General features: G+C 68.2%; 22 protein-coding genes, 1 tRNA gene and 1 riboswitch. Of the genes, 11 read left to right on the forward strand and 12 right to left on the reverse strand.

Annotated features, from left to right (window positions below):
- Positions 1-6: 6 nt before the first annotated feature.
- Positions 7-82, forward strand: a tRNA-Thr gene (locus tag B0A89_RS03195).
- A gap of 35 nt (positions 83-117) precedes the next feature.
- Here B0A89_RS03195 and B0A89_RS03200 read toward each other — a convergent pair.
- Positions 118-627 (reverse strand): CAP domain-containing protein, encoded by a 510-nt coding sequence (locus tag B0A89_RS03200; RefSeq protein ID WP_085378718.1) that lies wholly within the window; start codon positions 625-627, stop codon positions 118-120.
- Here B0A89_RS03200 and B0A89_RS14525 point away from each other — a divergent pair.
- The 7 genes from B0A89_RS14525 (at position 626) to B0A89_RS15040 (ending at position 7,612) form a co-directional block, all read left to right on the forward strand.
- Positions 626-778: a hypothetical protein gene (locus tag B0A89_RS14525; protein WP_157115223.1), complete on the forward strand. Its 153-nt coding sequence runs from the start codon at positions 626-628 to the stop codon at positions 776-778. The genes B0A89_RS03200 and B0A89_RS14525 overlap by 2 nt on opposite strands.
- Positions 779-871: 93 nt before the next feature.
- Positions 872-2,764 (forward strand): acyl-CoA synthetase, encoded by a 1,893-nt coding sequence (locus B0A89_RS03205; protein ID WP_085376895.1) that lies wholly within the window; start codon positions 872-874, stop codon positions 2,762-2,764.
- 18 nt (positions 2,765-2,782) lie between these two features.
- Positions 2,783-2,978: riboswitch (cobalamin riboswitch) on the forward strand.
- A gap of 129 nt (positions 2,979-3,107) precedes the next feature.
- Positions 3,108-4,994 (forward strand): TonB-dependent receptor plug domain-containing protein, encoded by a 1,887-nt coding sequence (locus tag B0A89_RS03210; protein ID WP_169712126.1) that lies wholly within the window; start codon positions 3,108-3,110, stop codon positions 4,992-4,994.
- 29 nt (positions 4,995-5,023) lie between these two features.
- Complete coding sequence (locus tag B0A89_RS03215; RefSeq protein WP_240558615.1) at positions 5,024-5,902, forward strand: ABC transporter substrate-binding protein; 879 nt, start codon at positions 5,024-5,026, stop codon at positions 5,900-5,902.
- Positions 5,902-6,882, forward strand: coding sequence for a FecCD family ABC transporter permease (locus tag B0A89_RS03220; RefSeq protein ID WP_085378720.1), 981 nt, complete (start codon positions 5,902-5,904; stop codon positions 6,880-6,882). The genes B0A89_RS03215 and B0A89_RS03220 overlap by 1 nt, the downstream gene beginning before the upstream one ends.
- Positions 6,879-7,289, forward strand: coding sequence for an ATP-binding cassette domain-containing protein (locus B0A89_RS15035; protein WP_240558616.1), 411 nt, complete (start codon positions 6,879-6,881; stop codon positions 7,287-7,289). The genes B0A89_RS03220 and B0A89_RS15035 overlap by 4 nt, the downstream gene beginning before the upstream one ends.
- Positions 7,283-7,612: an ATP-binding cassette domain-containing protein gene (locus tag B0A89_RS15040; protein WP_240558617.1), complete on the forward strand. Its 330-nt coding sequence runs from the start codon at positions 7,283-7,285 to the stop codon at positions 7,610-7,612. Before B0A89_RS15035 ends, B0A89_RS15040 begins: the two co-directional genes overlap by 7 nt.
- Here B0A89_RS15040 and B0A89_RS03230 read toward each other — a convergent pair.
- Positions 7,609-8,241: a DsbA family protein gene (locus B0A89_RS03230; protein ID WP_085376897.1), complete on the reverse strand. Its 633-nt coding sequence runs from the start codon at positions 8,239-8,241 to the stop codon at positions 7,609-7,611. The genes B0A89_RS15040 and B0A89_RS03230 overlap by 4 nt on opposite strands.
- Before the next feature lie 131 nt (positions 8,242-8,372).
- Between B0A89_RS03230 and B0A89_RS03235 the strand changes: the two genes are divergently transcribed.
- On the forward strand, positions 8,373-8,597 hold the full coding sequence (locus tag B0A89_RS03235) for a hypothetical protein (protein WP_085376898.1): 225 nt from the start codon (positions 8,373-8,375) through the stop codon (positions 8,595-8,597).
- Here the strand turns inward: B0A89_RS03235 and B0A89_RS14530 are convergent.
- The 5 genes from B0A89_RS14530 to rimO form a co-directional block, all read right to left on the reverse strand.
- Complete coding sequence (locus tag B0A89_RS14530) at positions 8,594-9,553, reverse strand: nucleotidyltransferase family protein (RefSeq protein ID WP_157115226.1); 960 nt, start codon at positions 9,551-9,553, stop codon at positions 8,594-8,596. The genes B0A89_RS03235 and B0A89_RS14530 overlap by 4 nt on opposite strands.
- Positions 9,546-10,118 (reverse strand): 3'-5' exonuclease family protein, encoded by a 573-nt coding sequence (locus tag B0A89_RS03240; protein WP_205949767.1) that lies wholly within the window; start codon positions 10,116-10,118, stop codon positions 9,546-9,548. The genes B0A89_RS14530 and B0A89_RS03240 overlap by 8 nt, the downstream gene beginning before the upstream one ends.
- Positions 10,119-10,165: 47 nt before the next feature.
- Positions 10,166-11,821: an energy-dependent translational throttle protein EttA gene (ettA, locus tag B0A89_RS03245; RefSeq protein WP_085376900.1), complete on the reverse strand. Its 1,656-nt coding sequence runs from the start codon at positions 11,819-11,821 to the stop codon at positions 10,166-10,168.
- Between the two features lie 62 nt (positions 11,822-11,883).
- Positions 11,884-12,753: a sulfotransferase family protein gene (locus B0A89_RS03250; RefSeq protein ID WP_240558618.1), complete on the reverse strand. Its 870-nt coding sequence runs from the start codon at positions 12,751-12,753 to the stop codon at positions 11,884-11,886.
- The gene (rimO, locus tag B0A89_RS03255) at positions 12,750-14,153 is read right to left on the reverse strand and encodes a 30S ribosomal protein S12 methylthiotransferase RimO (RefSeq protein ID WP_085378722.1); all 1,404 of its coding nucleotides are present in this window, start codon (positions 14,151-14,153) and stop codon (positions 12,750-12,752) included. The genes B0A89_RS03250 and rimO overlap by 4 nt, the downstream gene beginning before the upstream one ends.
- A gap of 104 nt (positions 14,154-14,257) precedes the next feature.
- Here rimO and B0A89_RS03260 point away from each other — a divergent pair, with 104 nt between their 5' ends.
- Entirely contained in the window at positions 14,258-14,698 is a 441-nt protein-coding gene (locus B0A89_RS03260) for a hypothetical protein (protein WP_085376901.1), read from the forward strand.
- A 6-nt stretch (positions 14,699-14,704) separates the two neighbouring features.
- On the opposite strand, the gene B0A89_RS03265 is transcribed toward B0A89_RS03260, so the two are convergent.
- The 5 genes from B0A89_RS03265 to B0A89_RS03285 form a co-directional block, all read right to left on the reverse strand.
- Positions 14,705-15,466: an ABC transporter permease gene (locus B0A89_RS03265; RefSeq protein ID WP_085376902.1), complete on the reverse strand. Its 762-nt coding sequence runs from the start codon at positions 15,464-15,466 to the stop codon at positions 14,705-14,707.
- Entirely contained in the window at positions 15,463-16,395 is a 933-nt protein-coding gene (locus B0A89_RS03270) for an ABC transporter ATP-binding protein (protein ID WP_085376903.1), read from the reverse strand. The genes B0A89_RS03265 and B0A89_RS03270 overlap by 4 nt, the downstream gene beginning before the upstream one ends.
- Positions 16,396-16,824: 429 nt before the next feature.
- On the reverse strand, positions 16,825-17,658 hold the full coding sequence (locus B0A89_RS03275; RefSeq protein WP_085376904.1) for a lysophospholipid acyltransferase family protein: 834 nt from the start codon (positions 17,656-17,658) through the stop codon (positions 16,825-16,827).
- Complete coding sequence (locus B0A89_RS03280) at positions 17,658-18,569, reverse strand: cell division protein FtsX (RefSeq protein WP_085378723.1); 912 nt, start codon at positions 18,567-18,569, stop codon at positions 17,658-17,660. Before B0A89_RS03280 ends, B0A89_RS03275 begins: the two co-directional genes overlap by 1 nt.
- A gap of 77 nt (positions 18,570-18,646) precedes the next feature.
- Entirely contained in the window at positions 18,647-19,321 is a 675-nt protein-coding gene (locus B0A89_RS03285; protein ID WP_085376905.1) for a cell division ATP-binding protein FtsE, read from the reverse strand.
- A gap of 101 nt (positions 19,322-19,422) precedes the next feature.
- Between B0A89_RS03285 and B0A89_RS03290 the strand changes: the two genes are divergently transcribed.
- Entirely contained in the window at positions 19,423-20,439 is a 1,017-nt protein-coding gene (locus B0A89_RS03290) for a zinc-ribbon domain-containing protein (RefSeq protein WP_085376906.1), read from the forward strand.
- The last annotated feature ends 304 nt before the right edge of the window (positions 20,440-20,743 follow it).

Genomic DNA, 20,743 nt, shown 5'->3' on the forward strand with positions numbered 1-20,743 from the left:
GCGCACGCCGCAGTAGCTCAGCTGGTAGAGCACGTCATTCGTAATGATGGGGTCGGGGGTTCGAGTCCCTTCTGCGGCACCACATCCTTTGCCTAAGCCGCCGTCCAGGCCCCTGCCCTAGCGCGGGGCGGCATAGACAGCGGCCCAGAACACCGTCCTGCCATCCTCGGCCACGGCCTGCCCGATCCCGACCTCGCGAATTTCGGGCAGCAGGATATTGTGGCGATGGCCGGGCGACTGATTCCATACCCCCAGCACCTGGGCCAATCCGAACGGGCCGGCGGCGATGTTCTCTGCCGTCAGCGCAGGGTGATAGCCGGCCTGCTTGACGCGCTGCAACGGCCCCTTGGTGGTCGAGCCATGATGGGCCATCAGGCCGCGGCGGGCCATGTCGCAGGCATGCCGTGCGGCCGCCTGCGCCAGCCGAGCGCTGGGTTGCACGGCCTTCAGGCCCAGGCTCTTCCGCTGGCCCGATGTGACCGCGGCCACCGCGGCATTCTCGGCCCCGCTTGTTGTCCGGCACTGCGCCCGGCCGGGCGCGGCCGCCTGCACCACCGTGCGGTCAAGGCGGACGGTCACCGCCAAGGCGGCAGCCGGCAGCAGCATGGCTGCGACCAGCGCAGCCATGGATGTTCTGATCGACATTTCAATCGTCCCTTGCGATGCGCCGCTTGGCACGGTCCTTGTCGTTGGGGGCGTGCCCAGCTTAGCGACAAAGGGCCGCGCCGCTCAATCGCAGGATGCGAAGCATTTGAATGATCCGCACGGCGCGGCGTGACGCCGCGTGTCGCCGCCGCCGGGAACTTGCCGGGTCGGATGGTTTCGTCCCATCCTGCGGCCAGTTGCCAGGATAGGGCGGAAGGACAACCGGATGACGCGCTTTGCCTCGAAGGCCGATCGGGACCGCATCGAATCAGAGATGCCCTATGCCGAACGCCGCGAGCCTCGCACCCTCTATCGGCTGCTGACGGCGGCGCGCGAACGCCATCCGGGCGCCCCCGCCCTGTCGTTCCAGCTGTTTTCCGGCCCGGCCGCGCGGGCCTGCACGCTGACCTGGACCGAACTGCACGAACGGGTGACCGAAACGGCCAACCTGTTCCGCCGCCTGGGGATCGGCCCGACCGATACCATCGCCTATCTTCTGCCCAACTGCCTGGAAACGCCGATCGTGCTGCTGGCGGGGGCGACCGCGGGAATCGTCAACCCCATCAACCCCCTGCTGGATGCAGAACATATTGCCGGCATCCTGCGCGAGACGCGGGCCAGGGTTCTCGTCACCCTCAGGTCCATGCCGAAATCGGACGTGGCACAGAAGGCCGCCGCGGCGCTGGCGCTGGCGCCCCAGGTCCATACGGTGCTGCAGGTGGACCTTGCCCGCTATCTCGGCGGCGCAAGGCGCCTGATCGTCCCCTTGGTCCGCCCCCGCGTCACGGCGACCCACAAGGCGCGGGTGCTGGACTTCGAGGCAGCCGCCTCGGCCGAGCCGCATGACCGCCTGACCTTCGACGATCCCGACGAGGACCGCGTGGCGGCCTATTTCCACACCGGCGGGACGACCGGGATGCCCAAGATCGCCCGGCACCAGTATTCGGGCATGATCTACAACGGCTTTCTGGGCGGCTCGCTGCTGTTCCGGCAGACCGATGTGGCGCTGTGCCCGCTGCCGCTGTTCCATGTCTTTGCGGCCTACCCGATCCTGATGTCCTGCATCCATTCGGGCGCGCATTTCGTCATGCCGACGCCCGCGGGCTATCGCGGCGAAGGGGTGATGGACAATTTCTGGAAGCTGGTCGAACGCTGGCAGGCGACCTTTCTCATCACCGTTCCCACGGCGGTCGCGGCGCTGGTGCAGCGGCCGGTGGATGCGGATGTGTCCACGCTGCGCACGGTGATCTCGGGCTCTGCCCCGCTGCCGGTCGAGCTTTACAACCGCTTCAAGGCCGCCACCGGGGTCGGGATCGCCGAAGGATACGGTCTGACCGAGGCGACCTGCCTTGTCAGCTGCAATCCGGTGGACGGGGTCAGGAAGATCGGCTCGGTCGGCCTGCCGCTGCCCTACAGCCATGTGCGCATCCTGCGGGCCGGACCGGACGGCTTTCACGAATGCGCCCCGGACGAAAGCGGAGAGATCTGCGTCTCCAGCCCCGGCGTCTTTGCCGGCTCGACCTATGTGCAGGCCGACAGGAACCGCGACCTGTTCGCCGAAGGGCGGTTCCTGCGCACCGGCGATCTGGGCCGGATCGACGCGGACGGCTATCTGTGGATCACCGGCCGGGCCAAGGACCTGATCATCCGCGGCGGCCACAACATCGACCCGGCGGTCATCGAGAACGGTCTCATCAGCCATCCCGACGTGGTTGCGGTCGCGGCGATCGGCCAGCCCGACAAGGTGGCGGGCGAACTGGCCTGCGCCTATGTCCAGCTGCGCCACGGGGCGGCCACCACGTTGGCCGAGCTTGCGGACCATGCCCGCGCCAACATCCACGAACGCGCCGCGGTGCCCCGGCACATCGAAGTGCTCGATGAGCTGCCGATGACGGCGGTGGGCAAGGTCTTCAAGCCGGCCCTGCGCCGCATGGCCGTCGCGCGCGTGCTGGACGACGAGCTGAAGGGCAGCGCCCGCGTGACCGAGGTGGTCGAGGACAAGGCGGCCGGCCTGACCGCCCGCATCGCCTGCATGCCGGGGGCAGACCGCGATGCGGTTGCCCGCCGGCTGGGGGAATATGCCGTCCGCTGGGAATGGGCGGGGCGCTCGGGCGATTGACGCCGCGCCATGCGCCCGGCTAACTGAACGCGACCGAGTTCCGGCGCCTGCCGGATTGAAAGGGAACACGGGGGCAGGTCATCTGCAGCCGTGGCTGCCCCCGCAACTGTGCGCGGATGGCGGGGCCGACAGGGCCACTGGGGCCGCCCCCCGGGAAGGCCGGCCACCGCGATGATCCGCAAGCCAGGAGACCTGCTCGGTCAGCACCCTTTCGGCGGCGCGGGGCGCGCCGGCGAGGCGGCCTGCCGCAGCGGTGATGCCCTGTCCTGCGGGACCGCCACGGATCCCCCGGACCAACGCCACCCGCGGGCCGCGCGCCCGCCGCAGCCCGAGGGACGATGCCATGCCCCTTTCCCGAACCTGCTCGACCCTGCTGGCCGCCGCGCTTTGCCTGCCCGCCCTGCCCGCGGCAGCGCAGGACAGCGCCCCCATCGTCCTCGACACCGTGATCCTGACCGGCGGGTTTTCCCCCGTCGAGGCCGATGCCTATGGCCGCGCCGCCACCGTCATCACCGGCCGGGAGCTTGAGCAGCGCGGCGCGGCCACCGTGCAGGAGGGGCTGCGGGCGCTGCCGGGCGTCTCGCTCGTCACATCGGGCGGGTCGCTGGCCGAACTGCGCATCCGGGGCGGCGAGACGCGTCACGCCATGATCCTGATCGACGGCGTGAACGCGGCGGGGGGCGATCAGCCTTACAACCTGGGGGGCCTCGATCTGTCCGATGTCGAGCGGATCGAGCTGCTGCGCGGTCCGCAGTCGGTCTATTACGGCTCGGCCGCGGCGGCGGGGGTCGTGAACATCATCACGCGCAAGGCCGACCGGACAGGCGGCCATATCCGCACCGAGGCGGGCCACGGCGCGGCCGCAGCGCTGGGCCAGTCCCTGGTCACAGAGCGGCTGCGGCTCCAGTTCGACGGCAGCTATCGTGAGGACGATGGCTATGACGTATCATATGGCGACGGGGGCGATGATGACGGCATCCGGCGCGGGGCGCTGGCGCTGTCGGGCGAATGGAAGGCGGCGGATGGCCTGACGCTGGGCTTTTCAATCCGCCGCGCCGAGGAGCGTGCCTGGTTCGACGCAACCAGCGGCGCGCCGGACTCGGCCCGGACCTATCTGCGCGATGCGCCGTTCTGGTCCGACCGGGCCGAGCGCATCGACACCCTCTGGGCCGAGGCGAGCTCTGCCTCGGGCCGGCTGACGCAGCGCCTGGCATGGGAGGATTCGCGCGTCACGCTCAAGACGCATGATGATTATCCGGGCCGGACCGAAACCCGCCGCCGTGCCATCCGCTCGCGCACCACCCTGGGACTGGATGGCGCGGCGGCCGATGCGTCGCGCACGATCGCCCTCGCGTTCGACCGCATCGAGGATGACGCGTCGGGCAGCACCGCCTATGCCCGCACCACCCGTTCGGCAGCGGTGGAATACCGCGCGGCCCATGAAAACGGGCTGGATGTGCAGCTGGGGCTGCGCCACGACGACAATTCGGATTTCGGCGGCAAGACGACCTGGGCGGCGGGCCTGTCCTGGCGCATCGCGGCCGGCCCGCTGCGGCTGCATGCCTCGGCCGGGACCGGCATTCTCAACCCCCAGTCCTACCAGTTGGCGGGGGGCTATGGCGCGGTCGGCAACCCCCATCTGAGGCCCGAGGAAAACCGCAGCATCGACATGGGGCTGGAATACAGCCTGCCGGACGGGCGCGGGCTGATCGACGTGACCTGGTTTCGCGAGCGGCTGGCCGACGCGATCGTCTATTCCGGCGCCCCGCTGCCGGATGGTTCCAACTATCGCAACCTCAGGGGAACAAGCCGGCGCCAAGGGGTCGAGATCGCCGTCCGCCATGAGCTGACCCCGGCGCTTACCCTGGGGGCGGCCTATACCTATCTGGATGCCCGCAACCCCGATGGCACCGCCGCCGTGCGCCGGCCGCGCCATGAGCTGGGGCTGAATGCGACGATGCAGACCTTTGCAGGGCGCGGCTGGCTGTCCGCAGACCTGCGGCATGTCACCGATTCGCGCGACACCGAATGGTGGCACGGCTGGGGCAACGAAAAGGTTTCAAGGCTGCCCGCCTTCACGGTGGTCAACCTTGCCGCCAGCTATGACCTGGACGAGCGGATGCGCCTGACGGCGCGGGTCACCAACCTGTTCGACAAGCCCTATCAGGAAACCTGGGGCTATGGCACGCAAGGACGCGCCGCATGGATGGGGATCGAGCAGCGATGGTAGCAGGCCGCGCGGCCCGCCGGCGGCCCGCCTTGGCAAGGGTCACGGCCGCGGCGCTGGCGCTGGCCGCCCTGGCCCCGGCCGCGTTGCTGGCGGGGGGGCCGGCGCGGGTCGTTTCCATGAACCTGTGCACCGACGAGCTGGCGCTGCTGCTGGCCGCGCCGGGGCAACTGGTATCGGTCAGCGCCCTTGCGCGCGATCCGCGCCTTTCGGCGGTGGCGGACCGGGCGGCCGCCTTTCCGGTGAACCACGGCCATGCCGAAGAGGTGTTCCTGCTGCATCCCGACCTGGTGCTTGCCGGCAGCTTCGGCGGCCCGCCGGTGGCGATGCTGCAACGGCTGGGCGTGCCGGTGATGACGCTTGATCCGCCTCGGTCGATCGAGGATGTGCGGCAGGCCATGCTCGCCGTCGGGGCGGCGCTGGGGCGCCAGCAGGCGGCCGCCGCCATGCTGTCGGATTTCGATGCGCGGCTGGCTCGGCTGAGCCGCCCGCCCGCCGCAAGGGCGCCCGCCCCCGATGCCCCTTCCCCTGATGCCCCTTCCCCTGATGCGCTGCCCCCTGATGGCCCGGTTGCGGCAAGCTGGGGGGCGAACGGCTATACCGCCGGGGCCGATACCCTGCCCGGCGACCTGATGCGCGCCGCCGGATTTTCACCGCTGGCCGAACGGCTGGGGATGACGGGTTCAGGCAGTATCCCGCTTGAAATGCTGGTGCTGGCGCAGCCGGCGCTGATCGTGACCGGAACCCGCTATCCCCGCGCCTCGCGCGCCGAGGAGATCGCCGTTCATCCGGTGCTTGAACGCATGCGCGCGCGCCGCCTTGCCGTTCCCGACGCGGAATGGACCTGCGCGGTTCCTCAGGTGGCCGATGCGCTGGGCCGGCTGGCCGGTGCCGCCAAGGAGGCGCGATGATCCGCTTTCCCTGGCTGCTGGCGATGCTGGGTGCGCTGGCCGCGGCGCTGGCGGTCGTCTCGCTGCTGGTCGGGCCAGCCGGCGCGGGCTGGGCCGAGGGTCTGGGCGCGCTCGTCTCGGGCGAAGCCGCGCTGGGGCTGGTCATGCGCGAGATCCGCGCCCCGCGCGCGGTTCTGGGCGCCATGGTCGGCATCAGCCTGGGCCTGTCGGGGGCGGCGCTGCAGGGCCTGCTGCGAAACCCCCTGGCCGAGCCGGGGATCGTCGGGGTATCCGCCTCGGCCGCGCTGGGGGCCGTGATCGCCATCCAGGCCGGCGCCTCGGCGCTGGGGATGACCGTGCCGCTTGCAGCCCTGGCCGGCGCGCTGGCGGGGGTGGCGCTGGTGCTGGCGCTTGCGGGCCGGGGCAAGGGCGGCCTGGCCCTGATCCTGGGCGGGGTTGCGGTATCGGCGCTGGCCGGCGCGCTGACGGCGCTGGTGCTGAACCTCTCGCCCAACCCCTTTGCCGCCTATGACATCATGTTCTGGACAATGGGTTCGCTGGCCGATCGCAGCTGGGCCCATGTGGCCGCCGCCGCGCCGATCATGGCGCTGGGCTGGGCGGCGCTGGCGGGCACGGGGCGCGGGCTCGACGCGCTGACCCTGGGCGAGGAAGCCGCCGCCTCGATGGGGATCGATCTGGCGCGGCTGCACCTGCGGGCCGTGCTGGGCACGGCGGCGGCCGTCGGGGCGGCCACGGCGGTCGCCGGGGCGATCGGCTTTGTCGGCCTGGTGGTGCCCCATGTCCTGCGCGGCGCGGTCGGCGCGGTGCCGTCGCGCCTGCTGCCTGCGGCAGCCCTGGGCGGGGCGGCGCTGGTGCTGGCGGCCGATGTCGCCGTGCGGCTGATCGCGCCCGAACGCGATCTCAAGCTGGGGGTGATGCTGGCGCTGGTCGGGGCGCCGGTGTTCCTGCACCTGATCTGGCGCATGCAGGCGCGGCCATGAGCCTGTCGCTGCGCGGCCTGACCGTCCGGCAGGGCGGCGCGACCCTGATCGAGGGAATCACGCTGGACATAGCGCCGGCCCGGCTGACCGGCCTGATCGGGGTCAACGGCGCGGGCAAGTCAACGCTGATGCGCGCGGCGCTGGGGCTGATCCCGGCCCAGGGCACAAGCGATCTTGCCGCCCTGCCGCTGGCGCGCCGCGCCCGCCGCGCCGCCTGGCTGCCCCAGTCGCGCGAGGTCGCCTGGCCGATCCCCGTGGCCGAGCTGGTCCGCCTGGGCCGCCCTTGGGGGCCCGCCCGAGGGGCGGGCGATGCCGCCGGGGCCGAGGCGCTGGCGGCGGTCGGCGCCGCCCATCTTGCCGGGCGCATCGCCACCGGGCTGTCGGGGGCGAGCTGGCGCGCGTGCTGATCGCCCGCCTGATCGCGCAGCAGACCCCGATCATCCTGGCGGACGAGCCGGTTGCCGGGCTGGACCCTGCCCATCAGCTTGCGGTGATGGCGCTTTTCCAGCGCCTGGCGCAGCAGGGCCGGACGGTGCTGGTGTCGATTCACGACCTGGGGCTCGCGGCGCGCCATTGCGACCGGCTGATCGTGATGGACAGAGGGCGCGTGGCCGCTGACGGCACCCCGGCCGAGGTGCTGACGCCGCCCATCCTGCGCCGCAGCTTTGGCGTCGGCGGGGCTTTCGTGGATACCGCCGCCGGTCCCGCCTTCGTCACCCTGCCCGCCTAGCCGAGCGTCTTGCGCGCCCGCGCCAGCAGTGCGCGCAGATCGGCGGGCGATTGTTCCCCGAACACCGCCTCGTCCCCCGCGATCAGGGTCGGCGTGCCCATCAGGCTCATATGTTCGGCCAGTTCGAAGGACGTGGCGATATGCGCCTCGACCGCCTCGGATTCCATGTCCCGCCGCAGCCGCGCTTCATCCAGCCCAAGGCTGCGGGCGATGCGCACGACGGGCGCCTCGGCCGCCCGGCCGCGCAGCGCCATTAGCGCGCTGTGCATGGGCCAGTAGCGGCCCTGCCGCATCGCGGCAAGCGCGGCCCGCGCCGCAAAGACCGACCCTTCCCCGAACACCGGCCATTCCCGGAACACCACCCGCAGCCGCCGATCAGCGCCGATCAGCTCACGCATCACCGGCGCCATCGTGCGGCAATGCGGGCAGTTGTAGTCGAAGAATTCGGTCAGCGTGATGTCCCCGGCGGGATTGCCCAGCACCGGCGCATCGGGATCGCGCTCGATCGCCCGGCGCAAGGCATCGGGCATCGGGTTCGGCCGCCGGGCCGTGGCGACCTGGGCCGCCCCAGCCGCGGGCAGCGCGACCAGCGCCACGCCTGCGGCAATCGCTTGGCGACGGGTAGGCATGGGCAGTCCTTTCGCTTGGTTGCCGCGAGCTTAGCGGTGGTGGGAAGGGGGCTGAAATCACGATGGGGTCATCGGGCGGAAGGCTGTCTGCGGAGCGTGCGGGTGATCCCATCGGGGCCAGCACACATGCGATGCCGGCGCTGACGGGCGAGACGGCGCTGATCCATGCCGTCTGCCCCTGGATGATCCACAGGACGCTGAGCGAGGGGGAACTGGCGCGGGGTTTCGCGACAGTCGAGGCGCTGCGCGCGCGCGAGGGGCTGCGGCGGTTCTGGGACTGGGCGGGGCAGCGGCCGCCGGGGTGGCGGGGTGGCGGGGTGGCGGGGAGGGTTGCGGTGAGGGGCGTACGCAGCTAGACCATTAGCATCGGCAAAAGTTTTGTATCTTTTCCAACTTTATTGAGAGCTTCGAAGATACTTTTGGAGAACTCTGCGGAATTGGATCGCATCTTATAATAAAAAAGATCTTTAGCAAAGGCGCTCTGAAGGTCTTCGTTTGATCTATTCGTCTCTGCAAGAAAATCGTTATATATCTTCAACGCCGCTTCAACCTCCTTAAAGCTTATAAGTTCCGCAAGGCGGTCGATTGGCGTGAGGCCAAAGACCCTCAGAGCATCGACGTGTGTCACTGTTCCATTTAAACGCTCGACATTTAAAAAAACTAGAAGGGCGGAAAATATAGTCATTATCCTGCTGAATCGCAGCTTAATATTTTTTGTCCGCCGGTGCCCTTTTTCAGCTTCTGGTTTACTATTTGCGCGCGCCTCATAATTCACACAAAACGTCCGCCAAAGCCGCAAGGCGTCGTTTGCAAAGAAGGCCGGAACAAAGCTATCGCCGTGCTTGTCGAAATCTCGCCAGTAGGCATTGACAACATCAGCCTGCATTGTTTTATGAAAATTTGAGCCTACGATCGGCCTGCTCTCCAATAACAACAGCAGCCTTGCTGTAAACGTGTTTTCGGCATCATCATGATTGCTGCCGGTAGCTTCAATCAATTGTGTTGGCGTAAATCGTTCCAAATACCTCCCGTCGCTATCAAATTCTGGCAGCTCAAGAGCTTTTAGGGCTTCGATAAGTTCCGCTTTTATCCGAATGGTGGTTAGATTACTTATGTGGTGCTGATCGCCCTCTTGCTTGCACCCAATGAATGCATCCACATCACTGTGTGGAGAAGCTTCTAGCCTACCAAGAGATCCCGTCGCATAAATGCAGCCTACGTTCTGCGTCCAGCCAGCAGACTTTGTGAGGCTTTTTGAAAGTTCATTAATCAATTTTTCGGAGTAATCACGCCTTTGTCCTATCTCATGCACGGTCCGGTCTCCATTCAAAGACATTAGCAAATATTTCGGCCTGCTCGATCGCATCATCGACGGCATTATGAGTATGAGGTTTTTTCGACTGGAGGCGAGGTGGCATTTTCGACCTCCCCGACAACGAAACTTGGCTCCCACCCTTGGCGGCGAAGGCAGTCTTAATGTCGTAACAGTTGGAGTACCCGAAAGGCGACCCTTTTGCGGAAAAGACACTAAAATACCAGTAAAGCCACGTCCAATCGAATGCGACTGGATATGCTACCAGTATTGGCGTCCCTCCTAGTGATGTTCTCATCACCCAATCATAGGCTGCATTCATGGCGTCAGGGGGGGAGGTTCCCGTTAGAATAAGCCGGCTGCGGTCCAGGCCATTGACAGCCAAGGCTTCTGGCTGAAAATTGGTGCTAATCGGCGCCAATTCGGCATAGAAATATTCGTCGTAAGAATGGGGCCTCGTAAATCGTTGTCCATCGAACGTTCCCGCAAGCACCATCGAAAATGAGAGCATTGAATATGGCCCTGGCACGCTCCCATCCGTTTCGACATCAGCCGAAAAGTACACGTCCTTTATTAACCTGTCCATTCCATGCATGTCCACGTCGCAAGGCTTTACCGCGTAAACTTCTTATACTTCACGCGCTTCGGCTCGATGCTGTCCGGCCCCAGCCTGCGCACCTTGTCCGCCTCATAAGCCTCGAAGTTCCCCTCGAACCACTCGACATGCGCATCCCCTTCAAAGGCAAGGATATGCGTGCAGAGCCTGTCAAGGAAGAACCGGTCGTGCGAGATGATGACGGCGCAGCCGGCGAAGTCCTCCAGCGCGGCTTCCAGCGCCTGCAGCGTCTCCACGTCCAGATCGTTCGTCGGTTCGTCCAGCAGCAGAACGTTGCCACCGGATTTCAGCAGTTTCGCCATATGGACGCGGTTGCGCTCGCCGCCTGACAGCAGGCCGACCTTTTTCTGCTGGTCGGTGCCCTTGAAGTTGAAGGCGCCGCAATAGGCGCGGCTGGCGATGGTGGCGTCGCCCAGCGCGATGATCTCGGCCCCGCCGGAGATTTCCTCCCACACGGTCGCCTCGGGGTTCAGGGCGTCGCGGGACTGGTCGACATAGGAAAGCTGCACGGTATCGCCGATCACGATCTCGCCCGCATCGGGCTGTTCGTTGCCGGTGATCATGCGGAACAGGGTCGATTTGCCGGCGCCGTTGGGGCCGATCACGCCGACGATGGCGCCGGGCGGGATCGAGAAGGTCAGATCCTCGATCAGCAGCTTGTCGCCCATCGCCTTCCGAAGGCCTGTCACCTCGATCACCTTGCCGCCCAGACGCTCGCCATTCGGGATGACGATCTGGGCGTTGGCGATCTTTTCGCGCTCGGTCTTGGAGGCCATCTCGTTATAGGCGTTGATCCGGGCCTTCTGTTTCGCCTGGCGGGCCTTGGCGCCGGCGCGAATCCAGTTCAGTTCGCGCTCCATCGACTTCTGCTTGGCCTTGTCCTCGCGCGCTTCCTGCTCCAGCCGCTTGGCCTTCTGTTCCAGCCAGTTGGAATAATTGCCCTCGTAGGGGACGCCCCGGCCGCGGTCGAGTTCCAGAATCCAGCTGGTGATGTCATCGAGGAAGTAACGGTCGTGGGTTACCGTCAGGATGGTGCCGGGATATTCGATCAGGTGCTTTTGCAGCCAGGCGATGGTTTCGGCGTCGAGGTGGTTGGTCGGCTCGTCCAGCAGCAGCATGTCGGGCTTTTCAAGCAGCAGCTTGCACAGGGCGACGCGGCGGCGTTCGCCCCCCGACAGGGTCTCGACATCGGCGTCATCGGGCGGGCAGCGCAGCGCCTCCATGGCGATATCGACCTGGCTGTCGAGATCCCACAGGTTCTGGGCGTCGATCTCGTCCTGCAGGGCGGCCATCTCCTCGGCCGTCTCGTCCGAGTAGTTCATGGCCAGCTCGTTATAGCGGTCGAGCTTGGCCTGCTTGGCCTTGACGCCTTCCATGACGTTGCCGCGCACGTTGAGCGCGGGGTCCAGCTGCGGCTCCTGCGGCAGATAGCCGACGGTCGCGCCCTTGGCGGCCCAGGCCTCGCCCTGAAAATCCTTGTCGATGCCGGCCATGATGCGCAGCAGGGTCGATTTGCCGGCGCCGTTGACGCCGACAACGCCGATCTTGACCCCCGGCAGGAAGTTCAGGTTGATGTTCTCGAAGGTCTTCTTGGCGGTGCCATAGCCCTTGGACACTTCGCTCATGTGATAGACGTATTGATACGAGGCCATGGTCCGCTCCTGTCTGGTTGGCGGTTATCTAGGCGATCGGGCAGGCAAGGTGAAGCGCGCCCTTAGCGTATCTGCCCGGCGAATTCCGACCCGAAGGTCTGCTCGATGAAGGCGAACTGCGGCTCGAGCCGCCGGCGCAGCTCGGCGCGCACCTCGGGCGGGCAGGACAGATCCTTGCTTGCCGCAAAAACCTTGGCGGTCAGGTTCTGATAGCCGTGGGGGGCCAGGCCGCAATGCGCCTCGATGCGCCGCATCAGGGCTGCGGGGTTCGACGCGATCACCCCGAAGGGCAGGATCAGCAACTGCTCGGGCGGGAAATGCGCCGTCCAGCGCGGCACATAGGTTGCATAATCGCCCCTGTCATAAAGGACGCGATCCTCGATCTCGGCCATCCATGCGGCCACGGTTCGGGGGCGGCGGTTCCTGCGCGTCAGGTTCATCTTGAGCTGGCTGACCGCGCGATCAACCGGATGGCGGATGATATAGATGAACCTGGCCTTGGGCAGGAACTCGGCGACGAAGGCGACGCCTTCCTCGGGCAGGGTCGAATATTCCGGGGTGATGTCGCAGGGCAGCGTGCTCTCGGGCGCGGGGGCGAAGACCTGTTTGTACCAGTGGTTGGTGAACATCTCGCCGCGGGTGATGCGGCCCAGCCATTCGTCCATCGCGGGCGGGACGGGCAGGCCCCTGGCGGCGAATCGCCGTTCCTGGTTCTGCCGGGCGCGCTTGAAATGCCAAGGCAGCCATTCGCGGTGTTCGGGGATGAAGCGGTGGTTGAAGAACTGCACTTCCTTGAAGGGCGGCAGCCAGACCTGCGGATGCTGGGCCAGCATCTGCGACAGCCAGGTGGTGCCGGCCTTCTGCGCCCCGATCCCGACGATCAGCGGCTTTTTCGGGGCGCCGGCCCCATCCCATCCGGGCAGGTCGGTCACGCGGGGCTTCCCCACAGGTCGTAATCCGATGCCTCGTCCACCGTCACCGGGATGATCTGACCGGGGCTGAGCGTGTCGAAGCCGGTGTCGATGAACAGGTTGCCGTCAATTTCCGGCGCATCGGCCATGGTGCGGCAGGTCGCGCCCTCGGCATCGACGCTGTCGATGATGACCCATTGCCGGGTGCCGAGCCTGGCGGCCAGGCGGGCGGCGGAAATCGCCTGCGCCTTTTGCATGAAACGGTCCCAGCGGTCCTGCTTCACATCGTCCGGCACATGGCCGGGCAGATCATTGGCACGCGCGCCCTTGACGTTTTCGTATTGGAAACAGCCGACGCGGTCCAGCTGCGCCTCGTCCATCCAGTCCAGCAGATACTGGAATTCGGCCTCGGTTTCGCCCGGATAGCCGACGATGAAGGTGGACCGCAGCGTGATGCCCGGACAGGAGGCGCGCCAAGCGGCGATTTCATCCAGCGTGCGGGCGCTGGCTGCGGGGCGCGCCATGCGGCGCAGCACGTCGGGATGCGCGTGCTGGAACGGGATGTCCAGATAAGGCAGAACGCCCGACCCCGCCGCCGCCGTGTCCGCCATAAGCGGCACCAGCCCGCGCACATGCGGATAGGGATAGACGTAATGCAGCCGCACCCAAGCCCCCAGCGATCCCAGATCACGGGCCAGATCGGTGATATGCGCACGGTGGCCCCGTTCCTCGGCATGGCGCAGATCAACGCCATAGGCCGAGGTGTCCTGCGAGATCACCAGCAGCTCGCGCACCCCGTTTTCGACCAGCCGCTCGGCCTCGCGCATCACGGCATGGGCCGGGCGGCTGACCAGACGGCCGCGCAGGTCCGGGATGATGCAGAACTTGCAGTGGTGATTGCAGCCTTCTGAAATCTTCAGATAGGCATAATGGCGCGGGGTCAGCCGCACCTCGGACGCGGGCAGCAGGTCGATGAACGGATCGGGGCTGGGCGGAACGGCAGCATGGACGGCGTCCAGCACCTGTTCATACTGGTGCGGGCCGGTGACGGCCAGAACGCGCGGATGGGCGCCGGTGATATAGTCCGGCTCGGCCCCCAGGCAGCCGGTGACGATCACCCGGCCGTTTTCGGCCAGCGCCTCGCCGATCGCATCCAGGCTTTCCGCCTTGGCGCTGTCCAGGAACCCGCAGGTGTTCACGATCACCGCATCCGCGCCCTGATAGGCGGGGCTGATCGCATAGCCCTCGGCCCGCAGGCGGGTCAGGATGCGTTCGCTGTCAACCAGCGCCTTGGGGCAGCCCAGGCTGACCATGCCGATCGTCGGCTGCCCCCCGCGCCCCAGGGCCGCGCGCGCCGGCCCATCCGAAAGGCGGGCGGCAGGGGCGATGTCGGGGCGCAGGCTGGGCGGGTTGAGGCTCATGCCCAGCCTATAGCGCAGCACCAAGGCCGTGGCAAAGCCGGGCGCGACGCCCGCACACGCAAAGCTGATTTTCCTTGCGCCGGCGCAGCGGACACAATGGCGCCATGAAGCATCCGTTCTCATTCCTGCTGGGCGCCCTGATGATCGCGGCTTTTGCCCTGCCCGCGTCTGCCGCCCCCCAGGGGCCGATCATCATCCGCGACAACCGCGGCGGCAACGTGCTGGAAATGATGCGCTATCGGGAAAAGCTGGCCCGCTCGGGCCGCCGGGTCGAGATCCGGGGCAAGTGCAATTCGGCCTGCACGATGCTGACGACGCTGCCCAATGCCTGCCTGGGGCGCGGCGCCTCGATCGGGTTCCACGCGCCGCGCATCCCCAACACGACCATCATCCCCCCGCTGGTGGACGAGATCATGGCCTCGACCTATCGCGGCGGCATCCGCGAACGCTGGTATGCCGAATGGCGCCACTCGCTCAAGATCCACAGCATCAGCGCCAGCGAATATGTCCGGCTGGACCCGCAGACGCGCCTGTGCGCCCGCTAGGGCGGGTCATTCCCGCAAGCGCCACCCGGTCAGGAAGATCCAGCGGATCGCCGCCAGCAGCACCACGATCATCGCCCCGACCGCCGCCAGCGACACCCCGACCGGCACATCGGCCAGATCGAAGAAGGCCCAGCGAAAGCCCGAGATCAGGTGCAGCACCGGGTTGAACCGCGCGATCACGTTCCAGGGCGCGGGCAGCATCGACGCCGAATAGAACGCCCCGCCCAGGAACACCAGCGGCGTGATCACCATCAGCGGGATGATCTGAAGCTGTTCAAAGTTCTTGGCCCACAGCCCGATGATGAACCCCAGCAGCGAAAACGCCGTCGCCGTCAGCACCAGGAATGCGACCATCCAGACCGGATGGGCGATATGGACGCCGACAAAGAAGAAACTGGTCAGCAGGATGATGACGGCGATCAGAATCGCCTTGGCGGCAGCGGCCCCGACAAATCCCAGCGCAACCTCGATCCAGCCGGTCGGCGCGACCAGATATTCATAGATCGTCCCCGAGAACTTGGGGAAATAGATGCCGAAGCTGGCATTCGAGACCGACTGCTGCAGCACCGTCAGCATCATCAGCCCCGGCACGATGAAGGCGCCATAGGGAATGCCCTCGACCGACTGGATGCGCCCGCCGATGGCCGCCCCGAAAACGACGAAATAGAGCGTCGTGGACAGCACGGGCGAGGCGACGGATTGCCAGATCGTGCGGAAAAAACGGCTCATCTCGTGATGAAAGATGGCGCGGACGGAAGGCCAGTTCATTGCGCAGCGCCCCTTTCGAGCAAGGACAGGAACACGTCCTCGAGCGAGGATTGCCGCGTCGCCACGTCGCGCACGCCGATGCCGCGGGCGTTCAGGTCCGCCAGCAGATGGCCGATCCCCGTCCGGTCCGCGCGCCCGTCATAATCATAGCTGAGCTGCCGCCCGCCCTGCCCCAGGCTCAGGCCGCGCTCGTCCCAGCCCTCTGGCAGGGCCTCCAGCGGCCTGTCCAGATCGACCACCAGCCGCTTGCGCCCGAATTCGCCCATCAACTCGGCCTTGGGGCGCACCAGCAGCAGGCGGCCCTTGTCGATCACCCCGATGCGGTCGGCCATGTCCTCGGCCTCTTCCAGGTAATGGGTGGTCAGGATGATCGTGACGCCCGAGGCGCGCAGATCGCGCACCACCTGCCACATCTCGCGCCGCAGATGGACATCCACCCCTGCGGTGGGTTCGTCGAGGAACAGCACCTTGGGCCGGTGGGCGAGCGCCTTGGCGATCAGCACGCGCCGCTTCATCCCGCCCGACAGCTCGCGCGTGCGGGCATCGCGCTTGTCCCACAGCGCAAGGCTGCGCAGCACCTGTTCCAGGTAAGCCTCGTCCGGCCCCTCGCCATAGAGGCCGCGGGTGAACCGCACGCAGTCGGCGACCTTCTCGAACGGCTCCAGCGCGATTTCCTGCGGCACCAGGCCGATCAGCTTGCGGGCCGCGCGCCAGTCGGTGCGGATATCGTGCCCGCCGACCCGCACCGTGCCGCCGGTCGGCACGACCAGCCCGCAGATGATGGAAATCAGCGTCGTCTTGCCCGCCCCGTTCGGCCCCAGCAGCGCAAGGATCTCGCCCTGCGCGATGTCCAGCGACACGTCGTCGAGTGCGCGGGTGCCGCTGCCATATTGCTTGGACAGATGGTCGATGCGGATGATCGGGGTCATGACAGGGCCTCATGCTGTGGCGACGTGGCCGGCGACCGCCGTTCCAGCCCGCGCCTGCCGATCTCCTAGGCAGGCATGGGCGCCTTGTCCAGCCGCGAGGGTCCGCCCCGGCCAGGGCCAGCAGGGCGCGCGGGGTTCCGGTCGTTCCGGTGCCCGCCTCTTGCGGGGTTGAGCCGACAGGCCGCTGCCCCGGCCCGGCGGCACGGCCTATGGGTATTTGAGCCAGAAAGAAGCCTGAATGTGCGCCCCGGCCACCCCGCCGGTCAGGGCGGAACGGGCGTGTTTCATCCGATGACCGGGGCGGCTTCTCCCTGGGCGGTCATCGGCTCCCCAGCCTGTACCGCCCCAGCAATCTGGCGCAGGAATCTCAACAGCGGGTTAACGCAGGCTTCTTTCTGGTGAAAATACCCATGCGGCCGCGCCGCAGGATCAGCCGCGCGGGCTGCGCGCCGCGGGCAACGCCAGCCCCGCCGCCGACATCAGCCCATCCGAGGCCGGCTCGATCGCCTGCTCGGCCGCAGCCACGACTTCGGCCGGATTCATGCCTGCCGGGATCGCGGGCAGGAACTCGATCACCGCGCGCCCCGGCCTGATGCGGGCGCCCCCGCGCGGCCAGAACATGCCGCAGTTGACCGCGACTGGATGGACGGTCAGGCCGGTCGCCGCCTGGATGGTGCCCACGCCGTGCTTGTACTTGCGCAGCTCGCCCGGGCGGGTGCGGGTGCCCTCGGGATAGATGATCAGCTGGCCCAGCCCCTCGCCCTGACGGCGCTGCTGGATCTCGCAGATGATCTGGCGCATCGCCTCGGCGCCCCGCCCGCGGTCGATGGGGATGCAGCCCGCAAGGCGCGCATAATAGCCCATGACCGGAACCCGCATCACCTCGCGCTTCATGACAAAGCCGCATTGCGGCACCGCATGCGAGATGGCGAGGATGTCCAGAAAGCTCTGGTGCTTGGCGGCAATGATCGCCTCGCCCGCGGGGGGCGTGCCGCGCAGCTCGACGGTGACGCCCAGGATGGTGCGCGCCGCGGCCAGCAGGCGCCCGGTCCAGACCACCGGCAGGACATGGGCGCGCGCCGGGTTGCGCCGGATCTGCGGCAGCCACCAAAGCCCCATGAACAGCGTCACCCCCGCGATCCACAGGTAATAGGCCGTCACGCGCAAAGGCCACAGGGCAGGCAGCGGGCGCGGTCGATAAGCCGCCGGGTCGGCCGCCCGCCCGCGCGCAAGCGCCCATCCGGGCCGGGCGAGGTCTGCCATCAACGCACCTCGCGCAGCATCCGCAACGCGGCGGCGCGCGTGGCGACAAAGCCGACCAGCGCCCCCAGCGGCGGGATCAGCAGCGGCCACAGCCAGCCCCAGCCGGAAAAGCCAAGGCCCGTCAGAAAGCCGCCCGCCGTCTGCATGTCGGGCAGCAGCGCGATCGAGATCATCCCCAGCCCGGTTCCGATCGCCGTGCCCAGCGCCGCCCGCCGTGTCAGGCGGCGCACGAAGGCCTGCGCGATGGTCAGGTCGCGCGCCCCGATCAGGCGCATGACGCGGATCACCTGTCCGTTGGCAGCCAGCGCCACCTGCGCGGCCAGCGAGACGACCGCCGCCCCCGCGCCCCCGATCAGCAGCAGCGACAGCCAGCCCAGCGCCCGCAGCCGCGCGGCCGCCGACACCAGCGGCCGGCGCCACTGCGTGTGATCGTCCAGCACCGCCGCCGGCGCCTCTCCGGCCAGCCGCAGGCGCAGCGCCTCGGCCTCGAAATCGCTGCCGGTGTGGACCTCGATCAGCCGCGGCACCGGCAGCGCGTCCACCGGCACATCCGGCCCGAACCAGGGGACCAGCAGCGCGGCGACTTCCTCGCTGGTCAGGGCGCGCACCGATTGCACCCCGGGGGTGGTCTTCAGCGCCGCCTCGACCGCCGCTGTCTCGCCCTCGATCCGGTCGGCGGGGGCCGAGATGCGGACGGTGACGGTATGCGCCAGGCCCGCTTCCCATCGCTGGGCCAGCCGCCCGGTGGCTAGGGCCAGCGCGAGGGCGAAAACCGCCAGGAACGCCATGACGGCCGCGGCAAAGACCGTCAGCCATGTCGTATAGCCGGCAGGCGGGACGATCCGGTCGGCCAGCCCGGCCTGCCGCCCCACCAGTCCCCGCCACAGGGTGGCAAGATCCAGCGCCCTCATGTCGGTTCGGGCCGGGCGGGGCGCGCGCCGCGCCAGGCCGCGCAGGCGTGCCGCCGCGCCGGGCTTGCGCGACGCGCTCACAGCTCGGCCCCCGCGGCCTGCAGCCTGCCGCCCGCGATGCGCAGCACCCGCGCCGAAACCTGCTGCTTGACCGCGCGGATCAGGTTCAGGTCATGGGTGGCGATCAGCACGGTCTTGCCCGAGCGGTTCAGTTCGATCAGCAACTGCAGCAGGCGCAATGACATCTCCCAGTCGAGGTTGCCGGTCGGCTCGTCGGCCAGGATCACGTCCGGCGACAGGATCACCGCGCGGGCAAGCGCGGCGCGCTGGCGCTCGCCCCCCGACAGGGATGCCGGCATGGCGCGGGCCTGCTGGGTCATCTGCACCCAGGCGAGCAGGTCACGGATCGCGGCCATGTCCATCGGCTCGCCCGCCACCATCAGCGGCAGGGCGATGTTTTCCGCAACCGGCAGGTGGTCGAGGAACTGCGTGTCCTGGTAGACGACCCCGATCCGGCGGCGCATGCCTGCGAGGGCGTCCCGCCCCAGCGTCGCTGCATCCTGCCCGAACAGGGTCATGCTGCCGGATGTGGGCAGCAGGTCGGCGATGCACAGCCGCAGGAATGTCGTCTTGCCCGCCCCTGACGGGCCGGTGAGAAAATGGAACGATCCGCGCGGCAGGCTGAGCGTGATGCCCTTGAACAACTCGCCCCCCCTTGGGTAAGCAAAGGCCACATCGCGCATCTCGATCACGTCGAACCTCCTTGATCCGGCACGCTTGGCGGCCGGACGCACCGTTGATAGAACGTCCGCGCGGCGATGGAAACAACCGCCGAGCACGAGGAGAGCCCGCGATGCGACTGGTCTGTCCGCGCTGCGGCGCGCATTATGAAATCGACGACACGGCCATCCCCGCCGCGGGGCGCGATGTCGAATGTTCCGCCTGCGAGCATGTCTGGCGCGCCGGCCGGCCTGCGGCGCCCTTCGACCCTGCCGCGCGCCCGTCGCTGAGCCGCCCGCTGAGCGACGACGTGATCGCCATCCTGCGCGAGGAAGCCTCGCGCGAGCTCGAGGTGCGCGCCAGCGAGCGGCAGGCCGTGCGGGCGGCGCCCCGGCCTGACGGGCTGACCCCGGCTGCCGGCGATGCCGCCCTTGAGACAGCCCCGCCCCCCGAGCGGCTGGCGCCGGCGCCGCCTGCAGAAAGCTGGCAGGCAATTGGCGACGCAGCCAAGGATGACCCTGCCGGGGCATCCGGCCCTTCGCCGGCCGCAGGGCTGGCCGATGCGGACCCGGCCCATGGGGCAGACGCTGCCGTTGGCGCAGCCCTGCCCGATGCGGGCCCGACCAAGACGGATCTGGCCAGAGCGGATGCGGCCGGGATGGACGCAGCCGGGGCGGATCGCGCCGATGCCGCAGCGGCCAGCCGGGCCGATGCAATCGGGGCGGCCTTCGCGGATGAGGACGGGGCCGGCCCCGCCGATCCGATCGGGGCTGGCCTTCCGCACGTGGGCGCCGCGGCCCGGCCCGCCGGCGATCCGCCGGCCGCAGGGCGCGCGGCGCTGCCGGACGCGCCCGCCCGCGCAGTGCCGCGCGCCGGGCAGGCTGTCGCCCCCGCGCCTCAGCCGCCTCGCCCTGCTGGCGCAGGACAGGGCCGCGATCGGGCGCGGGCGCGCCGCAGCCATGATGCCGGCTATCACCTGGCCGTCATGGCGGCGCTGATCGCTGTGGCCCTCTATGCCGCCGCGCCGGGCGTGGCGGACAAGGGGCCTGTCGGTGCCACGCTGATGCGATGGCATGTGAAGGTGGACGAGGGCCGGGGCTGGCTGGACGCGCGCGCGGATGCCGCGCTGGCCATGCTGGGGCTGCGCTGACGGGGCGGCCCCGGCCGGGTGACCCTTGCCAAAGGCAGAACGGCATGGGGGCCATCCTTTGCCGGTTCTTGCAGCAAGGATGACCGCCGAGGGTAAAGGGGGCGACGGTTGCGGGCGGGGACGCCGCATCGGCGTTGCAGGCTTGCAGAGCCGAAGGACCGCAGGGCTGCGAGGTTGCCGCGCCACAAAACCGCCGCGCTGAGGGGCTGCGGGCGAGGCAGGAACGGGGGGGCCGGCTTTGCTGTTCGGGGCGGCAGGATTTGCCGACTATGCAGCCGGCATCATCGGAACGCCTTTCAAGGGG

Source organism: Paracoccus contaminans, assembly GCF_002105555.1.
Classification (GTDB): domain Bacteria; phylum Pseudomonadota; class Alphaproteobacteria; order Rhodobacterales; family Rhodobacteraceae; genus Paracoccus; species Paracoccus contaminans.